This window comes from Cupriavidus sp. KB_39, assembly GCF_052114485.1.
Classification (GTDB): Bacteria; Pseudomonadota; Gammaproteobacteria; order Burkholderiales; family Burkholderiaceae; genus Cupriavidus.
Map to the genome: position 1 here is coordinate 249,425 of NZ_JBFREV010000001.1, position 21,478 is coordinate 270,902.

Below are 21,478 nucleotides of genomic sequence, written 5' to 3' on the forward strand. Positions count from 1 at the left end.
CCGGCCATCCTCCCTCATTGCCGAATCGAGAAGTCGACGCGGTTCGGTCCGCCTTTGTCCTTGATCCCCTCGGCAGTCAGCTTCGGTGCAGTCAGGAACAGTTTCGCGTCCGGCACCTTGCCATCGCGTTCCAGCGCCTGCTTGACGGCCAGCGCGCGCTGGTCGGCCAGCGCCCGCAGCTCGGTATCGGTCACGGGGGCGTGCTCCAGCAGCAGCTTTTCCATCTCCTGCGGGGACAAGGACTTGTTCAGGCCGATGAAGTTGGTGGGCTTCTTGAACGACTCGCGCTTGTACACGGCTTCCACGTACTTCGGATATTCYTGCGGCGACACCGTCACCCGCGCGCCCTGCTGGCCGCCCTCGCCCTCTTCCGCCTGCGCACCGGCTTGTGCGCTGCGGCGCAACTCGCGCTGCTTGGCTTCGGACACCCGCTGATCCAGCCAGACGCGGCGGGCGCCATCGGCATCGGTCGCCGGATCGATGCGCCCGCTGATCTCCAGGCGCAGCGAAGGTCGGTCGTTGAGCGCCTTGCCCACCGTGGCGATCTTGTCGCGTGCGGCATCGGTCAGCGTGGAGGAACCTGGCGCGAACTCGATATAGCCCAGTTCCTCGCCACTGCCACCAAACGCCGAGGCAATCAGCGAGAACGGCGACGTGATGGCCTTGGTCAGCAGGTTGACGATCACGCGCACGATCACGCCGCCGATGCTGAACTCGGGATCGGACAGCGACCCCGACACCGGCAGGTTCACATCGATCACCCCGTTGCGGTCCTTCAGCAGCGACACGGCCAGCAGCACCGGCAGCTTCACCGCGTCCGGGCTGTCCACGCGCTCGCCGAAGGTCAGCTGATCCAGGTAGAGGTGGTTGCGGGCATCCAGCTTGCCGTTCTCGATCTTGTACGCCACGTCCACCGTGAGCTTGCCCTTGGTGATCGGGTAGCCCGCGTACTTGGCCGCGTAGGGCGTCAGGCGCGTCAGCTCCACGCCGGCGGCCTTCGCGGCGATGTCGAGATACAGTTGCTCGCCGAGCGGATTGATCTTGCCACTGATGCTGACCGGCGCGTCGTCGTCGAGCCGGCCGTCGAGCACGAGATCCGCCGGCGTGGGGTCCGCCGACGACACCTTCGACACCGAGCCCTTCATGTCGGTCAGGTTCGCCGTGTAGTTCGGCTTGACGAAGAAGTCCGAGAAATTGATGTTGCCCTTCTGGATCGCCACGCCGCCGAGCCGGATCTGCGGACGCGGGCCTGCGGGTGCCGGCGCCTTGGCCTGTGCCGCCGGCGTGGAGGCCGCGGGCGCCGAAGCGGGGTTAGCCTGCGTCAGGCTCGTGGAGGGCGCCGCCTCGCCCTTCTCCGCGCCGCCGGCCATTACGTCCTGCAGGTTGAGCCGGCCATTGGCGTTGAGGATCACGCGCGCATAGAAATCGGACAGCGCCACGCTGTTGATCCCCAGTTGCAGCGGCCCCTTGGCCTCGTCCATATTGAAGTCGACGCCCGTCACGGCCAGCGCGCGCCAGCGCAGGAAGTCCTCGCCGCTGATGCGGTCCACGGTGCGGACGTTGCCGGCCAGCACGTTGCCGTTGAAGCGCGCCGCGATCGGCTTGCCGGTTGGCGCCACCACACCGAGTTTGCCCTTCACCGACAGCAACCCGCTACGCAGCGCCGCGTTGAAGCGATCCGCCATGTATGGCTGGAGCGATGTCATGTCGATGTCGCGCAAATCCACCTGCAATTGCGCGGCCGGCAGCGTCGGCGTGACATCGCCGTCCAGGCTCATCACGCCTTTGCGGCCACTCTCCGCGTACAGCTTCATCGGCATCGCGCCGGCCGCGAGCGGCCACGTCACGGTGCCCGTGGTCAGGCCGATATTGCGGAATTGATGGATGACCGGCCGGCCACGATTGCCCTCGGCCGGCGCGTAGTCCGCCAGCCGCGCGGCGCCCCCTTCGACCGACACCTTGCCCAGACGGACTTTCCAGCCCGGCGGGGCGGCGGCGCTGTTGCGGCCATTCGTGGCGCCGGCAGCGGGCGCAGCCGGAGTCGTCGGGACAGCCGGCCTGGCCGGCGCCGCCTTCTGCTCGGCGGATTCCACCGCCCAGATGCGGGCCATTTCCAGCAGTTCGCCGTGAAAGTCGCGCGTGGCGGCGATCTGCGGCTTCACGAGCGAGACCTGCCCGGCCTCGAAGTTCTGCCGCGCCAGGTCGAGGCTGATGTTCTCGAGCACGAGCTTTTCCGCCCGGACCAGCGGCAGCTTGTCGCCCTCCAGATCGGCGGCGCGGCGCGTCACGCGCAGCCCGCGGCCCCTGCCGTTGCCCGCGTTGTTGCCGGCATTGTCGCCTCGGGCAGCCGATTCGGCGCGTGCGGCACGCCGTTCGGCATTCGCCGGACGCTCGGCCGCAGCCGGYGTCGCMGGCAGGACGATCGGCTCGCGCGTGGCCACGTAGACCGGCGACAGTTCCAGCCGCGATTTCTCCAGCGTGAACTGGAACACCGGCTGGGACCACGCCATCTTGTAGTGGAGTTCGGCATTGATGCCGGTATCGCCAAACTGGCTGCGCAGCGCACGCGGCCACCAGGCGGCGAAGCCCTGCGGCCGCAGCCCCGTGGATTCGAGCGTACCCGCCAGCGTGCCCTGGGTCAGCGCCAGTTCCCCGGTGTGCTTGAGCGTCTGGCCGTCGGCGATGGTCACGGTGGCGTCGAGCTTCGCCGGCTTGTCGCCGGTGCTGGCCAGGCCGGCCACGTCCACGTTGATCGGGCCGAGATCGAGCTTGCCGGGGCCAGACGGCGCGAGTTCATCGACAAAGCCAATCCGCGCACTCTTGAGCGCCACGCGCTCCACGGCATAGGACCACGGCACCTCGTCCGCCTTGGGTGGCGCCTGCACGCCGGCAGCGGCCGGGGCGGAGGCGGGCSCAGCGGGCGCGGCGGCGGCAGGTGCCGGCGTCTTCGCGGCTTCCGGCAGGAAAGCCGTGGCGAGGTTCAGCGTGCCGTCGGCGCGCCGRGCGGCCTGCAAACCCAGACCTTCCAGCTCGATGCTGCGAAGCTGAACCTTGTGCGCGAGCGGCTCGAGCCGGCCCACGTCCACGGTCAGCTTCCCGGCCTTGACCAGTTCCGCGCCCGCGTGGGTTCGCACATCGGCATCGCGCAGGGTCACCGTACCGGTGACGAACAGGTCCTGCTTGTCCTTATCCTGCCGGAACCCGATATTCAGGCGCGTATCGACCAGCCCGCCCTTGACCTCGGCATCCTTCAGGCGCGGCGCGAACGCCATATAGCGCGCCACCTCCAGGCCGTCCAGGTTGACGTTGAGATTGGTCTCGCGCGTGTCAGCRAACGGCTGCGTGGTGCCGGCCAGCGCCAGCGGCGTGCCGTTGATCTTCGCGAACAGCGTCGGGCGCGTGTTGATCGTGGCGTCGTGCGGCAGGTTGGAGAGGAACGGCAGCGTCAGCGTGAAGTTCTCCACGCGCTGCACCGTATCCAGCACCTTGTCCTCGTAGACGAAGCTGGTGTTGGACACCGCGATATTGCTGACGGAGAACCGCGCCGGCTTGCTATCCGCCGGCTTGGGCGGCTGCGCGGCGAAGCGCTCCTGCACATCGGCGAAATTCATCTGCCCTTGTGCATTACGCACCACATGCACGGCCAGCCGGTCGATATGGAGGAAGTCCACCACCGGCGCGAGGTGCCACACCGAGGCCGCCGAAGTATTGGCCTCGATCTGCCCCAGCGTCACCATCGGCGTCTTGCCGTCCGGCTCGAAGATGGTCAGGTCGTTCAGTGTCGCGGCCAGCTCGAACGGCCGCACCTGTGCCGCACCGAGCGTGACCTTGCGGCCCAGCGCCTCAGTCGCGTTTTTCTCGACCAGATATTTGATCAGCGGCGGCCCGCCAAAATAGCCGGCGAGTCCGAAAATCGCCAGCGCGGCCACCGCACCGCCCGCCACGCGCAACGCCACCCGCCTGCGGGGCGTCGCCATGGCCGCCCCGGTGGCGGCCTGGATGGAATCCTTGAAAGCCATGTCACCCCAGAAGATTTGACCCCACACGCCAATTTGGTCGGCTTTTTATGGTTCGCCGATGGCGCTTTGTATCCCGGATTTCACTTCTTTTGGCATTATTGTGACGGATTATGGCAGGCCGACGGGCGATTTTGAATCCGACAGGGCCAAAACCAAATGGGCGAGGGGTCGTTCTGGTATCTTTACGCCTTTGCGAAGCGTCCCGTGGCGCCCCCGCCGGCCTACCCGCCGGCCACAGGCCTGCCCATTCCGCGCTGTCATCCGTTCGGCCGTCCCCTCCACGTCATCCGTGTTGCGCGCTTCGCATGTGAATTCACCATGCGAGTCATTTCATGCCTACCACCAGCAGTACTGTCGGGGCACCGGGTGCGCAGGACGGCCAAGCCGCCCGCCCGCTGACCGGACAGGATTACAAGACGCTTGCCCTCGCCGCCCTCGGTGGCGCGCTCGAGTTCTACGACTTCATCATTTTCGTCTTCTTCGCCACGGTAATTGGCGAGCTGTTCTTCCCGCCTTCSGTGCCGGACTGGCTGCGCCAGCTCCAGACCTACGGCATTTTTGCCGCCGGTTACCTGGCGCGGCCGCTCGGCGGGATCATCATGGCGCACTTCGGCGACCTGCTCGGCCGCAAGAAGATGTTCACGCTGTCCATCCTGCTGATGTCCGTGCCGACGATGCTGATGGGCCTGCTGCCGACCTACGCGACGATTGGCCTGCTGGCCCCGATCGCGCTGCTGATCCTGCGCATCCTKCAGGGCGCAGCCGTCGGCGGCGAGGTGCCGGGCGCCTGGGTCTTYGTCTCGGAGCACGTGCCGCCGCGCCGCATCGGCTACGCCTGCGGCACGCTCACGGCGGGCCTGACCGCCGGCATCCTGCTCGGCTCGCTCGTGGCCACCGGCATGAACACCGTGTTCACGCCGGCGGAGCTGCATGACTATGGCTGGCGCCTGCCCTTCCTGCTGGGTGGCGTGTTCGGCATCGGCTCGATGTACCTGCGCCGCTGGCTGCACGAGACGCCCGTGTTCGCCGAACTCCAGAAGCGCAAGGCACTCGCCGCCGAAATGCCGCTGAAGTCTGTCGTGCGCGACCATCGCGGCGCGGTAGTCGTGTCGATGCTGCTCACGTGGATGCTGTCCGCCGGCATCGTGGTGGTGATCCTGATGACGCAGGGCTTCCTGCAGAAGTCMTATCAYTTCGACGGCCGCACCGCGCAACTGGCCACCAGCATCGCCACGCTGTGCCTGTCGGTCGGCTGCATCGTGGCCGGCCTGCTGGCCGACCGTTTCGGCGCCCGGCTGACGCTGTCGGTGGGCGGCACGCTGCTCGCCATCAGCGCCTATGTGCTCTATACGACAATTGGCGCGCGCCCAGACCTGCTGATTCCGCTGTACGCGGTGGCCGGCTTCTTCGTCGGCTCGATCGGTGCCGTGCCATACGTGCTGGTACATGCCTTCCCGCCGCAGGTGCGGTTCTCGGGCCTGTCCTTCTCGTACAACGTGGCCTACGCCATCTTCGGCGGCCTGACGCCGGTGGCAGTGACGCTGATGCTCAAGAACGACCCGCTCGCCCCGGCGCATTACGTGGTGGCGGTGTGTGTGATTGGCGTGGTGACGGCGCTGTTCGTGCGGAAGCGTTCGCACTGACGTCCCGATTACTGACGTCCCGATTCCCGACGCAAAGAAAAACGGGGAAGGCTGCTGGCCTTCCCCGTTTTTTTATGCCCCGCCGCGTCGGTGATCGCGGAAGAACTGCCACATCAGCTTGCTGGCGTCTGGGCCGGTATCGCTGTGATATTGCACCTTGCCGTCGCCGCCGCTCCAGGCGTGGCCCAGACCGGCCACTTCCACCAGCCGCACAAGATCGCGATTCCAGCGGCCGAAGCGGGCGTCGCGGAAATCGCCATCCGGTACCGGCGGCGCGTCATTGGCGGCCGTGGTGCCCAGGCGGTCATCGAGACGGTTGTAGGCCAGGAACTGGCGCGCCAGCAGGCGGCCGTTGATCGGGTGCACCGCCTCGTCGGCCAGCCCGTGCAGCACGATGGCCGGCATCACCGGGCCGCCCGGCACCGCACCGGCGGCGTCGAGCAGCCAGGCCGGTTCAGCCTGGGAGCCATGCTGCATTGCCCGGAGCCCGGCCCGGGGCGTATCGGCAGCGCCGATCACCACGCCCGAATGCAGCCCCACGGCCGCCACCTTGCTTGGATAGCGCAGCGCCACTACTGCGGCCATCGCCGCCCCGGCGGAAAGTCCTGCCAGATAGATCTGGTCCGCGCGCACGTCGGGGCGGCTCGCCAGTTCGTCGATCAGCATCGCCACGGCCTGCGCCTCGCGCCCGCCTTCGCCGGCGGCGAGGTCGAACCACTGCCAGCACCGATGTACCGAGCGCCGCAGCGGCTGCTGCGGATAGGCGACGATAAAGCCCTCGCGCTCGGCCAGCGCGTTCATGCGCGTGCCGGCCGCCAGGTCTTCCGGCGTCTGCTGGCAGCCGTGCAGCATCATCACCACGGGCAACGCGCCCTTGGCACCGGCTGGAATATAGAGACGATACGAGAGCTGCGGCACCAGTTCGCCCGGCAATGGGGCGAGGCTGAGCTTCAAGGATTGCCACGTGCCGGGCAGGTCACCCGGCGCGGTATCACCCGGGGCCGGCATGCGGCGGCGGGTTGCCGGAGACGCCAAGTCAAGGCGCCCCAGCCATGTTCGGATTTGCTTTGCGGTCCGGAATTGCGTGCGACCGATTTGTCGCAGTTGCGTTTCCCAGTCCGTCGACAGGCTTTTGGCCATATGAAGACTCCTGCTCATCTAGGAACGGGTCTCCTCCGCTATTGTGCGACGCAGCATACCATAGTCGGCGTGATGGATTAGCGGCATTGTCTGCAAAGCACAACATTAGATTTCGAAACAGTTTTCCCCTTGCCTGGAGGGCGACCAGCTACCATGGAGCCCGGGCGCACCGTTGTGCCGTTTAGCAGGAAAAGAAAGAAAAAGGCGCCATATAGGCGCCTGTTCGACAGATGATGCGGCAGAGTAACCGGATCTACTGTTCCGCTACCCGCGTCCACCCCTCGGGCGAAAATGTGCGCAGTGCGGCAGCCCGGCTGGCGGTGGCTGTTCCCAGGTCGCGCTCATAAAACTGGCGCTCGCTGTCCAGGATGAAGGTGTTGACGCCGCTGTCGCCATAGCGGGCCGGCCACGCGACGATCGCGTACTTCGCGTTGCTGCCCTTCGGCGCGGCGATGATGCGGTACCGGTAGCCGTAGAACGCCTCGTTTGGCGGAGTGTCGGGGCCCATCGCCAGCGCATCGGGGCCCAGCGGGCTGTCATTCTCGGCCGACGAAGACGGCCAGTAGAGCCCGTTGGTCTTGCCCGGGCTGCTGACGAGCTGGGCCGCATAGCGGCCATTGCCGGCCAGCTCGGCGTAGCGCTGCTGCGCGTCCGCCAGCTGGAGCAGCGTGTCCATCGTCACCAGTTCGTTGCGGCCGATGCGCCGCACATGCACCTCGCGCTGACCAGCCGGCATATCGAACTGCCAGCCCGCCTTGCGCTTGACGATGGGCACGGGGAAGGTCCAGCCGCTCTCCCCCACCGCCACGCGCGCCGTATCCTCGCCCGCGCGCTCCACCGCATGGTGGCGCGCCCACGCGGCCAGGAACTCGTAGATATCCTCCTGATCGACGCCCTGCGGCGGCAGCAGCGTCCGGTAGTTCGGGCCGAGCACGCCCTTGAGCGCGTCATGGTCGCTGCGGGCGATGGCGTCGCCCAGGGCGTCCGAGGCAGCCTCGGGCGAGGGATAGACCCGCTGCGCCTGCGCCGGCACGGACACCGCCAGCAACGGCACGGCCAGCATCGCGGCGCCCAGGACCCGGCGCACGATACGCGTCATGGTGGCGGACAACGTCGCTCTCATCATGTCTTATCTCCGACCATGTCCAAGATGACCGCCACCACCGCCGCCTCCTCCACCGAAGTGCGCGCCGCCCCCTCCCCCTCCACCGCCACCACGTTGCGGCATGGACCGCTGCGCCGGATGGCTGGCGCGTTGCATGCCACCGGCATTCCCGCCGCGCTGGAAGCCGCCCGCATTCCCGCCGCGCTGCACCTGCTGCCGCATGCGGTCGCCGTTGCCGGCATCGCGCAAGGCGCTATTACGATTGCTGTCCCGTGCGCGGTCGCGCGCGGCGGACTGATCGGCCCGCTGCCGATCGGCGCCGGCGGGCCGGGGATTCTGCATGCCGCCCCCACCGCCGCGATTGACGTTCGGCCCGTGTCCGGCGATCGACTGGCCCGTGCGGCCCTGGAACGATTGCGCGGCGCGGTCACGCGCGGCATCGCGCGAGCCCGCCTGCGGCGTAGGCCGGCCACCCTGCACGCCCTGGCCGCCCTGCCCAAGCCGCTGCCCGCCCTGCCCCGCCTGCCGGTTCGCCAGCCCCTGCTGCCGCTGCGTGTCGAAGCGATTCGCCACGTTCGAATTCTTGTACGGCACGTTGCCGCGATTGGCCGGGTTGTGCTGCCAGTTCACGTTCGAGCGGTTCACATCGAGCCGCTGATTCACATTGATATTGTTGTAGCGATTTACGTTGATGTTCACGTCGTGCGAGTTCCAGTTGAACCCGCCCCACAGTGAATTGACCGCGGCCACGCCCAGGCCAAAGCCCACGCCCGCCACCACGGCGCTGGCGAAGACCGATCCGGGCGGMGGTGGATAGTAGGCTGGCGGATACGCCGGATAGGGCCACGCGCCGTAGACCACCGTGGGGTTGTAGGTCGGCACATAGACCACTTGCGGATTGGCGGGCTCGATCTGCACGATGGTGGTGCCGCCGGACTGCTGTGTCACCACCTTCTGCTGCTCGGTGGTCTTCAGCGYGCCGGCTTTCTGGGCCTGTACGCGCAGGCGCTGCACCGAGTCCATCACATCATCGGGCTGGGCGAGGAAGGCGTCGCCCACCGAGTCCACCCATTGCGGCTGGCGGCCCATCATATCCATCACGGACGGGAAGGCGACGAGCGACTGCACGCTCGGGTCCCACTGTTCGTTGGCCACCGCCTTGGTTGCCGCGTCGCCGGACAGGCTGGCATTGGCCTTCGACCATTCCGCTGCCGCGGCCACGTCGGCCGGGTAGGTCGACGCCATCAGCACCTGCGACAACAGCGCGTCCGGATAGAGCGCCACGGGCGCCAGCAACTGGTCGAGATGCGCATTGTCGAGCTTGGCCTGCGCCCAGGCGGTCCCGCCGCCGAGTAACAACATCCATCCACAGCACCACGCCAGAATACGTCGCAACCGGTACATATTGGCTCCCACAATGACGGATGAGGACGGACGAGGGGGTACTACCTGGCCGACTGCGCGCACTCCTGRCGATAGGCCTCTTCCAGCCGCTTGCGATCAGGCGCGCGTTCCAGCGTGGAATAGGTGCGGCCATCCGCCGTGGTCACGGACGACTTGCCCTGTTCCCACTGCTGCGGCTCCTTGGACAGGCCGTTGATCTGGTCCAGCAGTTGCCGGCAATGCTCGCGTTGCGAGACGCCCGGCGTGGCACCTTCGCCGTCGAGCGTCGCCGTGGCCGGGTCGAGCATGCGCGGGGGCGGCGGCGCGATCATCGGCGTGCCCGGGTCGATCGGCGGCGTCTGCGCCCATGCCATGCCCGCTGTCATCAACAACCCAAACCCCACACCCCACGCTACGAAAAACCTCTTCACCAGGAAACTCCGGAAACTGCCGGCGATGCACGCATGCATCGCCATGATGATAAAAAACACCGGCCCGCGCGCCCGGCAACGGCGATCCGCGCGCTATGCGCTAGCGGTCCTTGCCGTTGCCATCGCCATTGCGGCCGGTACGGTTGCGCAGCAGCTCGAGCTTGAGCAGTGCGTCCGCAAGCATACTCTTAAGACGCGCGTTCTCCTGCTGCAACTGGCGCATGCGGCGCCCGTCCGGCACATCGGACTCRCGTGCCGGGCCGTACTTCGCACGCCATCCGTAGAACGACGCATCGCTGAAACCATAGCGCGCGCAGAGTTCCCGCACGGGCACCCCACTGGCGGCCTCGGCCAGGTACATGCGGATCTGCTCCTCCGAATAGCGTCTGTTCATCCGAATGCCTCCGCTTGCACCAAGCGCTCGCCCCGCGCATGCACGCGGCCAGCCCACCCTGCCGGTAAGGTAGCCCAATGCCCGGGCAAAAGGAATTCAGTGTCTTTGCAGCGCGAGTTAAGCAAATTAACGACCCGGCCGCGTGCCCCGCGTGGTCCGAGTCCGTGTCAGGCGTGTCCGATGTTGACAGGGAAATGGCGCAAATTTCGGTATTCCAAATTGGACAAATTCATGTCATCACTCACTGCCGGACAGCCGCTTCAAACCCGTCGGACATTGCTGGCTCACACTTGCAAACGCCGGTCACGCGGGTCGGCCATCGCCCTGCAAGGCGCGCCAGGCACGGCTTTCGCGTTGTCTGATTGTCCGGACATAAGGCCCGATATGCATCCCTGTTGTGTCAGGAATCGAACCGAGTTCCTAGTAGTTTGCTAAATGATGTATTAAGATTCCTCGGCACCAACTAAATTTCGAAACGCCTGCAAAGAGTGCCACTGCGCGCTCCCGGACAGGCGACTATCGGCGCGGATTTCATTGCCGCCGCCAACCGGCCTGAGGAAGAAGGGGACCACTGCTTACGTCACGTGCCATGCAACGCTTCGGCGTCGCGCGGCGAACCCGTGGCATGCACTGCAGATTTCGGTAACCCGGGCGACTCTTGACCACTTTGCAATTCCCCGCCCTCTAGCAGTTCATAAGTCCTGGCAGTTTCGGCTTGGTCCRGCACGGGGGTGCCGACGCGCTTTCAAGCTGCGACCACACAGGCAGGAAGTCGCAACTTCCTTAGTGCCCACAAAAAATAAAACCAACAATCTGGATCGGGAGAAGTCAGCATGCGGCACGTCAGCACCAAGCTTTTGCACGTCTTTGTCCTGTTGATGGAATATCGGGACCTCAACGCGGTGGCCGCCTGTACCCAGGGCCGTGTCCCCACCGTGGCCTATAGCCTCGCGCGGCTGCGCGAGATCACCGGCGACGCGCTGTTCGTCAAGCGCAATGGCACGTTGGAGCCAACGCCCCATGCGCTGCGGCTCGAGCATACTGCCAGGCAGATTCTTGCAAAGTGGAATCTACTGGTCCGCCCGCTGGCCGAAAGCACACAAACCGGTGCCACCGGACGTCGTATTTCCATTGGTTTTTCATCGTCGATTGGCGATCCGGTCATCACCGAGATCCTCAGCACGCTGTGCGAGCAATTCCCGCAAGACAGTTTTGTGACCCGGCCGGTCATTGCCGATGCCTCCCTGGCCGGCAGCCTGGATACCGGTCAGCTCGATTGCGCCTTCGTGGTGGATGGCGCCACCGTGCCAGACGGCGTGATGCCGCACAGCATCCTCGCCACGCCGCGCCGGCTGGTCAGCGCCGCGCGCGCCCATGGCCCCGACGACGCGGAGAGCGACTGGATCCTGCTGCAGGAAGACTGCGAGGCCGGCAGCCCGCTGCGGGCGTTCCTGGCGCGGCAGGCCAATACGCCGGGGCATCGGGARACYGTGGTGCCGTCGTGGCACACGCAGATCACCCTGCTGCACGCGGCCGGCGGCATCTGCCCGGTACTCGACTTCAACGTGCCGCTGGTCACGCGCGACCGCAAGACGCGCCTGCTGGCGCCGCCGGGCAGTTTCCCGGGCTGGGCCTCGCTCCAGTTCTGGACCGCCGAGCAAACCCCGGACCGCGTGGCGATGCGTGACATCATGGACGTGGGCGCCGCCGTGCTACGGGACCCCATCCGCGCCATCGAGAACCGCCGGCAGGGCCGGCCAGAGCCGCGCCGCCTGGCGGTGGCCTGACGCTCCTCCCCCGGCGCCCCGGCGCCGGGACACCCTCCGTGACACCCTCGGACCCCGCGCGGTAACCGCCGCGCGGGGTCTTTCCTTTCCGGCCAACCCCTGCCGCGCAAGTCCCGGCTCTCAGCCGCCTGCATTTTCCGAATCGTCTCAAATCATTTGCGCAGGAGTCCGCATTAATCTCAGCGGGCATTGACGTGCGCCGGGTCGTATCCCGTTTGGTCCGCGCGCACGCGTGCACGCAGTTGCCTGCGTGTTTGCGCCGCACGCCCTCCCGCGTGCGGCGCCTTTTTTCACGCCTGCCAAAAGTCGTATCGGACCCATGTGCACAGGAGGCATTGGATGACATTGAGGATTTTGCTGGCCGACGACCATCCCGTCATTACGGCGGCAATCCGCGCGTGCTTGCAGACACAGACGGGTTGGGAAGTCTGCGGGGAAGTGGCAAGCGCAACAGAACTGCATCAACAGGTGGAAATTCTGCAGCCCGACGTGGTGGTCACGGACTACCACATGCCCGGCCCGGCCGAACTGGACGGCGTGCGGCTGATCACCAGCCTGCGGCGGCGCTACCCCGCGCTGTCGATCATCGTGCTGACGATGATCACCAATCCACTGGTCCTGCGCACGATCCTGGACGCGCACGTCCATGGCCTGCTGCTCAAGGATTGCCCATTGACCGAGATCGTCACCGCCATCGCGCGGGCGCAGCGCGGCTTCACCTACATCGGCAAGTCCGCGCTGCGCGCGCTGGCGCCCACCGAGCTGCGCACCATGCTGCCGTGCGGGCGCAACGGCGTGCAGCGCCTGTCCGCGCGCGAAACCGAGGTCCTGCGGCTATACCTGACCGGGCGCACGGTCACGGAGATCGCCGCCACGCTGTGCCGCAGCGTGAAGACCATCAGCCGGCAAAAGAACTGCGCGATGCACAAGCTCGGCGTCAGCAACGACCGCGAACTGTTCGAATGCGCGGCGCTGCAGGGCGTCGTCCTGCCCCTAGGGCGAAACTGAGACAACACTGAGTCCAAACTGAAGCAAGACCGAAGCAAAACCGAAGCAAAACCGAAGCCATTGCCATCGCGACCGCTCGCTATAATCGATTTCGCCGTATGACACCGTTGTCATGCGCCACCTACCGACATGCCCGAACACCATCCCGCCACAACTGCCACAACCACCCCGCCGTCCCCCGGCCCCCCCGGCCGCGCCGTGCCCGCCCTGCTCGTGGCCGCCCCGGCTTCCGGGCAAGGCAAGACCACCGTCACGGCCGCGCTGGCCCGGCTGCATGCCCGCCAGGGCCGCACCGTCCGCGTATTCAAGACTGGCCCGGACTTCCTCGACCCGACGCTGCTGGCGGCGGCCAGCGGCGCGCCGGTGCATTCGATCGATCTCTGGATGACGGGCGAGGCCGACGCGCGCGCGCGGCTGGCCGAGGCGGCGGAAGTGGCCGACCTGATCCTCGTGGAAGGCGTGATGGGCCTGCACGACGGCACGCCGAGCAGCGCCGACGTGGCGCGGCGCTTCGGYCTGCCSGTGCTGGCCGTGATCCAGGCCGGCGCCATGGCGCAGACCTTCGGYGCGCTGGCCTACGGGCTGGCGCACTATGGGGCGCCGCTGCCGCCAATGCGCGTACTGGCCAACGGGGTCGGCACGGCGCGCCACGCCGACCTGCTGCGCGAAAGCCTGCCGGCGGACATCGGCTGGGCCGGTGCGCTGGCGCGCGACGCGGCGGCGAGCCTGCCCGAGCGCCATCTGGGCCTGTTCAGCGCCGACGAACTGCCAGACCTGATCGAGCGCCTCGACCGCATGGCCGACGCGCTGGAAGCCTTGCCGATCGGCCAGTTGCCGCCCGCTGTGCCCTTCCCGGCGCCAGCGCCGCCGGCTGCGCCCGGCCCGCGCCCGCTGGCACATAAGACCGTGGCGATTGCCCGCGACGACGCGTTTCGCTTTATCTATCCCGCCAATGTGGACACGCTGTTCGCGCTCGGCGCCGATGTGGTGTGGTTCTCGCCGCTGCGCGACCGCGCGCTGCCCGCGTGCGACGCGCTGTGGCTGCCCGGCGGCTATCCGGAGCTGCACGGCGCCACGCTCGCGGCCAATGCCGACATGCGCACGGCACTGCGGCGCGCCCATGCGGACGGCCTGCCGATACTGGCCGAGTGCGGCGGCATGATGGCGCTGTTCGATACGTTGGTAGACAAGGAAGGCGTCAGCCACCAGATGGCCGGCCTGTTGCCGGGCACAGTGACGATGCAGCGGCGGCTTGCCGCCATCGGCCACCAGTCCGTAACGTTTCCGGGTCTGCCGGACAAACCCGGAGAACCCCTGCGCGGCCACACCTTCCACTATTCGAAGACCGATTCGCCGCTGGCGCCGGCGGTGCGGGCGGTGTCCCCGCGCGATGGCGCGCCGGGCGAGGCGGTCTACCAGACCGGCTCGCTCACGGCGTCATATGTGCATCTGTATTTTCCGACCAACCCGCTGGCCATTGCGGCGCTGCTGGGCGGGAAGGTGGGATAGCGGGATAGCGGAAGGATGGGGGACCGGCTCAGGCGGCGTCGCGCTCGGCCACGGTGCGGGCCGCGGCATCGGCAATGCCCGCCTCGAGCTGCGCCAGACCCTTGGAGAGGTTGTGCATGGTCGTCTCGGACACATCGGCCAGCACGTCCTGGAGGAAGGTCGAGCGGCGCGGCAGGGCCTGCTCGACGATATCGCGCCCGAGCGGGGTCAGCGTGACATTGGTCATGCGATTGTCGCGCTCGCTCGTGGTGCGTTCGATCCAGCCCAGTTCCTGCAACGCCTTCAACTGGCGCGTGAGGGCGCCGGGGTCCATGCCGACGCGGTCCGCCAGCGGCTTTTGCGCGATGGGGCCATCGTGGCCATGCAGCGCGGACAAGATGCGCCAGCGCGGCAGCGGATGGCCGATGCGCTGCTCGAACGCCGCCGCATAGGCGCGGTAAGTGCGTCCAAACTGTTGCAGTACGGCCAGGCTTTGTCGCTCCAGTTCCACTCCGAATCTCCTTTAGGCGGACGCTTGCATCCGCGGGGGCGCCGTGATCTCAGGCGGATCAGTCGGCTGCCATCGCGGGCTCCTGCACCCGCGTCAGCTTCACCGGCGGGACCCGGCGTACGCGCCAGAGCCCCACCAGGGCCGCAATCGCCGCCACGAGCAAGCCAAGATGGATGGCCCCGACGAGCGATTGGCGCGCCTGCTCGAGCAGCAGGGCTCCATTGTGCCCTGCCTCCTGAAGGTTGGTCAGCAATTCTGCTTGCGCGACCTTGTCGATCAGGATCTGGGGGTCGGTCATCCGCCCGGCCCAGTCCGACGCGCCAGCCGCCTGCAACGCACGCTCCACGCCTCCGGTATAGCTGCGCGTCACCATCGTGCCAACCAACGCGGTGCCGACCATGCCGCCTACCATCCGCAACGATTGCAACATCGCTGTTGCAATGCCGAGGTGGGCGCGGCCGGCCGTCTGCTGGGCGAACACAGTCAGGTTCGGCAGCACGAAGCCGAGCCCGAGGCCGGCCAGCAGCATGGTCCCAAGCAGCACCATGTGATGCATGCCGCGCGTGGCCTGCGACAAACCGAGGCAGGCGAGCGCCAGCAGCGCAAATCCCGCATAAAGCATGCTGTTCGGCACCGGAATGCGCGTGATGATGCGGCCATTGAGAATGCTGCCGATGGTGATGCAGACCACCATCGGCGTCACCAGCAGTCCGGCCTCCTTCGGCGAATAACCAAACCCGCCCTGGAACAGCAGCGGCGCGTAGAGCAGCAGCGCGAACATCGCAAACCCGCCCAGCACGCCAAGCACGAACAGCGAGGCCAGCGCTGGATTGCGGAACATGTCGAGCGGCAGCAGGGGGTCCGCCGCGCGGTGCGACCACTGCCAGAGGCCGACGAACGACGCCACGGACAGCACGGCCAGGCCAATCGTCACGATGTCCAGCCCGCGCTCCGGCAGCCATTCCACCGAGAGCTGGAGGCAACCGAGCCCCGCCGCGATCAGCAGCGCGCCCAGCCAGTCCACGCGAATCGGCCCCTTGTGCGCCTGATGGCGCAGATGCGGCAGGTAGCGCCACGCGAACAGCAGGCCGAGCAGGCCCACCGGCACATTGATATAGAACACCGCGCGCCAGCCATACCATTCGGTCAGCACGCCACCCATGGACGGGCCGATGGCATTGGCGAGCCCGAATGCGGTGCTCATCATCACCTGCCAGCGCAGGCGCACGTGCGGGTCTGGGAACAGATCGGGAATACAGGCGAAGGCGGTGCCCACGAGCATGCCGCCGCCAATGCCCTGCAGGGCGCGCGCCGCCACGAGGAACGGCATGCTGGGCGCCATGCCGCACAGCACCGAGGCCACCAGAAAGACCACGATCGACACCAGCACGAAGGGCTTGCGGCCGTAGTAGTCGCCCAGCCGGCCGAAGATCGGCACGGTGACGACCGACGTCAGCAGGTAGGCCGTGGCGACCCAGGCGTAGTACTCGAAGCCCTGCAGTTCGGCGACCACCGTCGGCAGCGCGGTGGCCACCACGGTCTGGTCCAGCGCCACAAGCATCACCACGAAGGCGATGCCGATCATCGCCAGCAGCGATTCCCGGAACGGCAGGATTTGCCCGTTGCCGGACGTATGTGGAGCGCCCTGCCCTTCTTGCGACGCGGAAGTCATTCTATTGCCCGATCAATCGTTGTGCGGTCAATGATTATAGGTCGAAATTTCCTTAATTTGCAGGGCGGAACGTGGGAGAACTGCGTTGCTTCGATTCGATATTTCGACTACATTCGAATCATGGAATCTTCTCAAATCATCGAAGCGCTGGCCGCCCTCGCCCATGCCTCCCGGCTGGCGGTGTTCCGCGCGCTGGTCCAGGCCGGGCCGGAGGGCCTGCCCGCCGGGCAGATCGCCACGCTCCTGGATGTGCCGGCCTCGTCGCTTTCCTTCCATCTGAAGGAGCTGCACCGGGCCGGCCTCGCCAACAGCCGGCAGGCCGGACGGTCGGTCATCTACACCGCCCGCTACGAAACCATGAACGACCTGATCGGCTTCCTCACCGAGAACTGCTGCGGCGGCAATCCGTGCGGGCCGACGGCGGCTTGCGCCACCCCGCCGTTGCAGGGAGCCGAAGGATGAGCAGCCCGGACATTGCAGCGCCAGCCCGAGCCGCCTCCGCGCCCGCCATAGGATTCTTTGAACGTTATCTCACCGTCTGGGTGGCGTTGTGCATCGTGGTCGGCATCGCGCTCGGCCAGATGCTGCCCGGCGTGTTCCAGGCCATCGGGCGCATGGAGTACGCGCAGGTCAACCTGCCCGTGGGCGTGCTGATCTGGGTGATGATCATCCCGATGCTGCTGAAGATCGATTTCACGGCGCTGGGGCAGGTGAAATCGCACTGGCGCGGCATCGGCGTGACGCTGTTTATCAACTGGGCCGTCAAGCCGTTCTCGATGGCGCTGCTGGGCTGGCTGTTTGTGCGGCATTTATTCGCGCCGCTGCTGCCCGTCGATCAGCTGGACAGCTATGTGGCCGGCCTGATCCTGCTGGCGGCTGCGCCATGCACGGCGATGGTGTTCGTCTGGAGCCAGCTCTGCAAAGGCGATCCGTATTTCACGCTGTCGCAGGTGGCGCTGAACGACGGCATCATGATCGTGGCCTTCGCGCCGGTGGTAGCGCTGCTGCTCGGCCTGTCGTCGATCACGGTGCCGTGGGACACCCTGCTGACCTCGGTCGGCCTGTACATCGTGGTGCCGGTGGTCATCGCGCAGATCGCGCGAAAGCTGCTGCTGGCGCGCGGCGCGGCGCACTTCCAGCGCSTGCTCCGACACCTTGGCCCCTACTCTATTAGTGCGCTGCTGCTGACCCTGGTGCTGCTGTTCGCCTTCCAGGGCAAGGCGATCATCGACCAGCCGATGGTCATCGCGCTGCTGGCGGTGCCGATCCTGATCCAGGTCTTCTTCAATTCCGGTCTCGCCTACCTGCTCAATCGCCGGCTTGGCGTGGCGCACTGCGTGGCGGGGCCGTCCAGCCTGATCGGCGCGAGTAACTTCTTTGAATTGGCCGTGGCCACGGCGATCAGCCTGTTCGGCTTCCAGTCCGGCGCGGCGCTGGCTACGGTGGTCGGCGTGCTGATCGAGGTGCCGGTCATGCTGCTGGTCGTCCACATCGTCAACCGCTCGCAGCGGTGGTACGAGGCCAAGCTCCCCTGAGGAACCAAGATGATTGTCACGATTTATCACAATCCTGATTGCGGCACGTCCCGCAACACGCTGGCGATGATCCGCAATGCCGGGATCGAGCCGCAAGTCATCGAATATCTGCACACGCCGCCGTCGCGGGCGCAGTTGCAGGCCATGATCGGACAAGCCGGGCTGACCGTGCGCGAGGCGATTCGCGAAAAGGGCACGCCCTACGCCGCGCTGGGGCTGGCCGATCCGGCCTTGACGGATGACCAGTTGCTGGACGCCATGCTCGCCCATCCCATCCTGATCAACCGCCCGTTCGTCGTGACCGACCTCGGCGTGCGGCTGTGCCGGCCGTCTGAACTTGTGCTCGATATCCTGCCGTCGCCGCAGCAAAGCCCGTTCACCAAGGAGGATGGCGAGGTGGTCATCGACGCGCAGGGCCGSAGGGTGGGTCCATGACGATTGCCTTGCCCAATGTCGTGCCGGCGCTGCTGGAGACGCCCGACGTCCAGAAGCTCGAGCCCACGCGGGTCAGCACCCATCCGCCCCGCATCCTGCTGCTCTATGGCTCGCTGCGCGAGACGTCCTACAGCCGGCTCCTGACGCTGGAAGCCGAACGCATCCTCCGCCACTTCGGCGCCGAGACGCGCGTGTTCGATCCGAGCGGCCTGCCGGTCACTGACAGCGTGCCCGCCGATCACCCCAAGGTGGTGGAACTGCGCGAKCTGTCCGCATGGTCGGAAGGCCAGGTCTGGTGCAGCCCCGAGCGCCACGGCACGCTGACCGCGGTGTTCAAGAACCAGATCGACTGGCTGCCGCTGGAAAGCGCCGGCATCCGCCCTACGCAGGGCCGCACGCTGGCGGTCATGCAGGTCTGCGGCGGATCGCAGTCGTTCAACGCCGTCAACGCGCTGCGCGTGCTGGGCCGCTGGATGCGCATGGTGACGATTCCCAACCAGTCCTCCGTGGCCAAGGCGTACCAGGAATTCGACGACGCCGGGCGCATGAAGCCGTCCGCCTACTACGACCGCGTGGTCGACGTCATGGAGGAGCTGTACAAGTTCACGCTGCTGATCCGGGACCGCTCCGACTACCTGACCGACCGCTACAGCGAGCGCAAGGACGCCGCGCCGGCCCGGGCGGCGGCGCTGGCGGCGGCGGCGATGGACCACGAGCGCCAAGCRGCTGCGGGCGACACCGACGAAGGCGAAGTCGAATAAGGCCAACCATGACCGACGTACCGAATGGCAGCCTCGTGGCACGGCTCGGGGCTGCACAGACGCTCGCCTGGGCATCCTCTTACTATCTAGTGGCCATGCTCGCGGTGCCGATGGCGCGCGRCACCGGCGTGTCGGTGCCGACGGTCTTCGCGGCGTTCAGCGCCGCGCTGGTGGTCTCGGCGCTGCTCGGCCCCTACGCGGGCCGGCTGATCGACCGGCTGGGCGGACGGCCGGTGCTGATGGCCACCAGCCTCGTCTTCGCGGCCGGCCTGGCGGGGCTCGGCCTGGCCCGGGAAAGCGTGGGACTGTTCCTGGCGTGGCTCGTCATCGGCATCGGCATGGGCAGCGGGCTCTACGAAGCGGCGTTCGCCACGCTGGTGCGCCTGTACGGCACGCGCTCGCGCAATGCGATCACTGGCATCACGCTGATCGCCGGCTTTGCCAGCACCGTGGGATGGCCGCTGTCATCCTGGCTGGAGAGCCACTATGGCTGGCGCGTGGCCTGTCTGGTCTGGGCCGCCTTGCACCTGACGGTGGGCCTCGCGCTCAATGCGAGCCTGCCGCGTGCGGGGGCCGATCCGGCGCCCCCATCCACGGCACCCGCAGCCGGCAAACCGGCGGCGCCCGGACCGGCGTCGGGCGCGCCGGCCACCTGGGTACTGGCCTTCGTGTTCGCGGCGACGTGGTTCATCAGCACGGCCATGGCCGCGCACCTGCCGCGGCTGTTGCAGGCCGGCGGCGCCACGTTGGCGACGGCCGTGCTCGTCGGCGCGCTGATCGGGCCGTCGCAGGTTGGCGCCCGGCTGCTGGAGTTCGGATTGTTACGCAAGGTTCATCCGCTGCTGTCGGCACGGCTGGCGGCGGCCCTGCACCCGATCGGCGCGGCGGCCTTCATGGTCGCGGGCGCGCCGGCCGCCACGCTGTTCGGGGTGCTGCACGGCGCCGGCAACGGCATCCTGACCATCGCCAAGGGCACGCTGCCGCTCGTCATCTTCGGGCCGCAGGGGTATGGGCATCGGCAGGGTGTGCTGATGGTGCCGGCGCGCATCGCGCAGGCGCTGGCACCGTGGCTGTTCGGGCTCTGTATCGACGTCTGGGGTGCACAGGCGCTCTGGGTCTCGGGCGGGCTGGGGCTGGCGGCCAGCGCGGCCCTGTTCGCCATCCAGTCGGCGCCTATCCACCAGGGCGCGCCGGCCCCGGCGGCGGAATAGCGCCTAATATGGGGAGGAGCCGCAACTACCGGAGCCTCCCATGCATCCTGTCACGCTGATTGGCGCGCCCACCGATGTCGGTGCCAGCATTCGCGGTACGTCGATGGGGCCCGAGGCCCTGCGCGTGGCCGATATTGCCRGGGCGCTGGCGCGCAACGGACTGCAGGTGACCGACTTCGGCAACCTCAGCGGCCCGGGCAACCCCGGCCAGCTTCCCGTCGACGGCATGCGCCACCTGCAGGAAGTGCTGACGTGGAACCAGTTGGTGTTCGACACCGCCTATGCCTGCTTCGCCAGCGGCCAGATGCCGCTGYTGATGGGCGGCGACCACTGCCTGGCCATCGGCTCGATCAGCGCCGCCGCGCGCCAYTGCCGCGAGACCGGCAAGCGGCTGCTGGTGCTGTGGCTCGATGCCCACGCGGATGCCAACACCGGCAGCACCAGCCCCACGGGCAATATCCACGGCATGCCGGTGGCCTGCCTGTGCGGCGACGGCCCTGCGCCGCTGACCGCCCTGAGCGGCGTCACGCCGGCCATGTCGGCCCAGTCGATCCGCCAGGTGGGCATCCGCAGCGTGGATGCCGGGGAGAAGCTGCGCCTGCGCGAGCTGGGGCTGACGGTCTACGACATGCGTTATATCGACGAAAACGGCATGCGTCAGACGATGGAGCAGGCGCTCGCCGGCATCGACGCGAATACGCATCTGCATGTCAGCTTCGATGTGGATTTYCTGGATGCGCAGATCGCGCCGGGGGTGGGTACGCCGGTACGCGGCGGGCCGACGTATCGGGAGGCGCATCTGGCGCTGGAGATGATCGAGGATACCGGGGCGCTGGGGTCGCTCGATGTGCTGGAGCTGAACCCGGCCCGGGACGTCCACAATCAGACGGCCGAGCTGGTGGTGGACCTGCTGGAAAGCTTGTTCGGGAAGTCGACGCTGTAGCAGCGCTGGCTT

Annotated in this window: 18 protein-coding genes; 10 read left to right on the forward strand and 8 right to left on the reverse strand. The window is 67.3% G+C overall.

From position 1 onward, the window contains the following. Positions 1-14 precede the first annotated feature (14 nt). Positions 15-4,019 carry a DUF748 domain-containing protein gene (locus tag AB4Z27_RS01120; RefSeq protein ID WP_441643786.1) on the reverse strand — a complete coding sequence of 1,335 codons (4,005 nt, stop codon included), beginning with the start codon at positions 4,017-4,019 and terminating at the stop codon, positions 15-17. A gap of 332 nt (positions 4,020-4,351) precedes the next feature. On the opposite strand from AB4Z27_RS01120, the gene AB4Z27_RS01125 reads away from it, so the two are divergent. Further along, the gene (locus AB4Z27_RS01125; protein ID WP_092294459.1) at positions 4,352-5,662 is read left to right on the forward strand and encodes an MFS transporter; all 1,311 of its coding nucleotides are present in this window, start codon (positions 4,352-4,354) and stop codon (positions 5,660-5,662) included. Positions 5,663-5,734: 72 nt separating this feature from the next. On the opposite strand, the gene AB4Z27_RS01130 is transcribed toward AB4Z27_RS01125, so the two are convergent. From AB4Z27_RS01130 to AB4Z27_RS01150, 5 genes are all read right to left on the reverse strand, one after another. Beyond that, complete coding sequence (locus AB4Z27_RS01130) at positions 5,735-6,670, reverse strand: extracellular catalytic domain type 1 short-chain-length polyhydroxyalkanoate depolymerase (RefSeq protein WP_255370808.1); 936 nt, start codon at positions 6,668-6,670, stop codon at positions 5,735-5,737. A gap of 385 nt (positions 6,671-7,055) precedes the next feature. Beyond that, on the reverse strand, positions 7,056-7,928 hold the full coding sequence (locus AB4Z27_RS01135) for a DUF2950 domain-containing protein (RefSeq protein WP_441643787.1): 873 nt from the start codon (positions 7,926-7,928) through the stop codon (positions 7,056-7,058). Positions 7,929-7,931: 3 nt separating this feature from the next. After that, positions 7,932-9,311, reverse strand: coding sequence for a DUF3300 domain-containing protein (locus tag AB4Z27_RS01140; protein ID WP_441643788.1), 1,380 nt, complete (start codon positions 9,309-9,311; stop codon positions 7,932-7,934). A gap of 41 nt (positions 9,312-9,352) precedes the next feature. Continuing rightward, positions 9,353-9,664: a hypothetical protein gene (locus AB4Z27_RS01145; RefSeq protein ID WP_441643789.1), complete on the reverse strand. Its 312-nt coding sequence runs from the start codon at positions 9,662-9,664 to the stop codon at positions 9,353-9,355. 157 nt (positions 9,665-9,821) lie between these two features. Further along, the gene (locus tag AB4Z27_RS01150; protein WP_092294449.1) at positions 9,822-10,115 is read right to left on the reverse strand and encodes a transposase; all 294 of its coding nucleotides are present in this window, start codon (positions 10,113-10,115) and stop codon (positions 9,822-9,824) included. Between the two features lie 833 nt (positions 10,116-10,948). Between AB4Z27_RS01150 and AB4Z27_RS01155 the strand changes: the two genes are divergently transcribed. From AB4Z27_RS01155 to AB4Z27_RS01165, 3 genes are all read left to right on the forward strand, one after another. Beyond that, positions 10,949-11,902 (forward strand): LysR family transcriptional regulator, encoded by a 954-nt coding sequence (locus AB4Z27_RS01155; protein WP_092294447.1) that lies wholly within the window; start codon positions 10,949-10,951, stop codon positions 11,900-11,902. Positions 11,903-12,241: 339 nt separating this feature from the next. After that, positions 12,242-12,910: a response regulator gene (locus tag AB4Z27_RS01160; protein WP_092294445.1), complete on the forward strand. Its 669-nt coding sequence runs from the start codon at positions 12,242-12,244 to the stop codon at positions 12,908-12,910. A 207-nt stretch (positions 12,911-13,117) separates the two neighbouring features. Further along, the gene (locus AB4Z27_RS01165) at positions 13,118-14,419 is read left to right on the forward strand and encodes a cobyrinate a,c-diamide synthase (protein ID WP_255370829.1); all 1,302 of its coding nucleotides are present in this window, start codon (positions 13,118-13,120) and stop codon (positions 14,417-14,419) included. Positions 14,420-14,447: 28 nt separating this feature from the next. On the opposite strand, the gene AB4Z27_RS01170 is transcribed toward AB4Z27_RS01165, so the two are convergent. Together AB4Z27_RS01170 and AB4Z27_RS01175 are read right to left on the reverse strand one after the other, a co-directional pair. After that, the gene (locus AB4Z27_RS01170) at positions 14,448-14,909 is read right to left on the reverse strand and encodes a MarR family winged helix-turn-helix transcriptional regulator (RefSeq protein ID WP_092294441.1); all 462 of its coding nucleotides are present in this window, start codon (positions 14,907-14,909) and stop codon (positions 14,448-14,450) included. Positions 14,910-14,967: 58 nt separating this feature from the next. Then, on the reverse strand, positions 14,968-16,581 hold the full coding sequence (locus tag AB4Z27_RS01175; RefSeq protein WP_092294439.1) for an MFS transporter: 1,614 nt from the start codon (positions 16,579-16,581) through the stop codon (positions 14,968-14,970). A 120-nt stretch (positions 16,582-16,701) separates the two neighbouring features. Here AB4Z27_RS01175 and AB4Z27_RS01180 point away from each other — a divergent pair, with 120 nt between their 5' ends. The 6 genes from AB4Z27_RS01180 to rocF are packed head-to-tail and all read left to right on the forward strand — an operon-like array spanning position 16,702 to position 21,466. Then, a complete protein-coding gene (locus AB4Z27_RS01180; protein ID WP_092294437.1) occupies positions 16,702-17,043 on the forward strand; it encodes an ArsR/SmtB family transcription factor in 342 nt (113 codons plus the stop codon). Further along, the gene (gene arsB, locus AB4Z27_RS01185) at positions 17,040-18,116 is read left to right on the forward strand and encodes an ACR3 family arsenite efflux transporter (RefSeq protein ID WP_441643790.1); all 1,077 of its coding nucleotides are present in this window, start codon (positions 17,040-17,042) and stop codon (positions 18,114-18,116) included. Before AB4Z27_RS01180 ends, arsB begins: the two co-directional genes overlap by 4 nt. Before the next feature lie 9 nt (positions 18,117-18,125). Next, a complete protein-coding gene (gene arsC / locus AB4Z27_RS01190; RefSeq protein WP_092294433.1) occupies positions 18,126-18,551 on the forward strand; it encodes an arsenate reductase (glutaredoxin) in 426 nt (141 codons plus the stop codon). Further along, positions 18,548-19,312, forward strand: a complete 765-nt coding sequence (gene arsH / locus AB4Z27_RS01195) for an arsenical resistance protein ArsH (protein ID WP_441643791.1) — start codon at positions 18,548-18,550, stop codon at positions 19,310-19,312. Before arsC ends, arsH begins: the two co-directional genes overlap by 4 nt. A gap of 8 nt (positions 19,313-19,320) precedes the next feature. Beyond that, complete coding sequence (locus AB4Z27_RS01200) at positions 19,321-20,523, forward strand: MFS transporter (protein WP_441643792.1); 1,203 nt, start codon at positions 19,321-19,323, stop codon at positions 20,521-20,523. A 40-nt stretch (positions 20,524-20,563) separates the two neighbouring features. Further along, positions 20,564-21,466, forward strand: a complete 903-nt coding sequence (gene rocF / locus AB4Z27_RS01205; protein ID WP_441643793.1) for an arginase — start codon at positions 20,564-20,566, stop codon at positions 21,464-21,466. Positions 21,467-21,478 lie beyond the last annotated feature (12 nt).

Coding starts and splice junctions, on each gene's coding strand:
- AB4Z27_RS01130 (WP_255370808.1), bottom strand. CDS start 6,670: ATGCCGGCCCCGGGTGATACCGCGCCGGGTGACCTGCCCGGCACGTGG.
- AB4Z27_RS01135 (WP_441643787.1), bottom strand. CDS start 7,928: ATGATGAGAGCGACGTTGTCCGCCACCATGACGCGTATCGTGCGCCGG.
- AB4Z27_RS01175 (WP_092294439.1), bottom strand. CDS start 16,581: ATGACTTCCGCGTCGCAAGAAGGGCAGGGCGCTCCACATACGTCCGGC.
- AB4Z27_RS01160 (WP_092294445.1), top strand. CDS start 12,242: ATGACATTGAGGATTTTGCTGGCCGACGACCATCCCGTCATTACGGCG.
- AB4Z27_RS01180 (WP_092294437.1), top strand. CDS start 16,702: ATGGAATCTTCTCAAATCATCGAAGCGCTGGCCGCCCTCGCCCATGCC.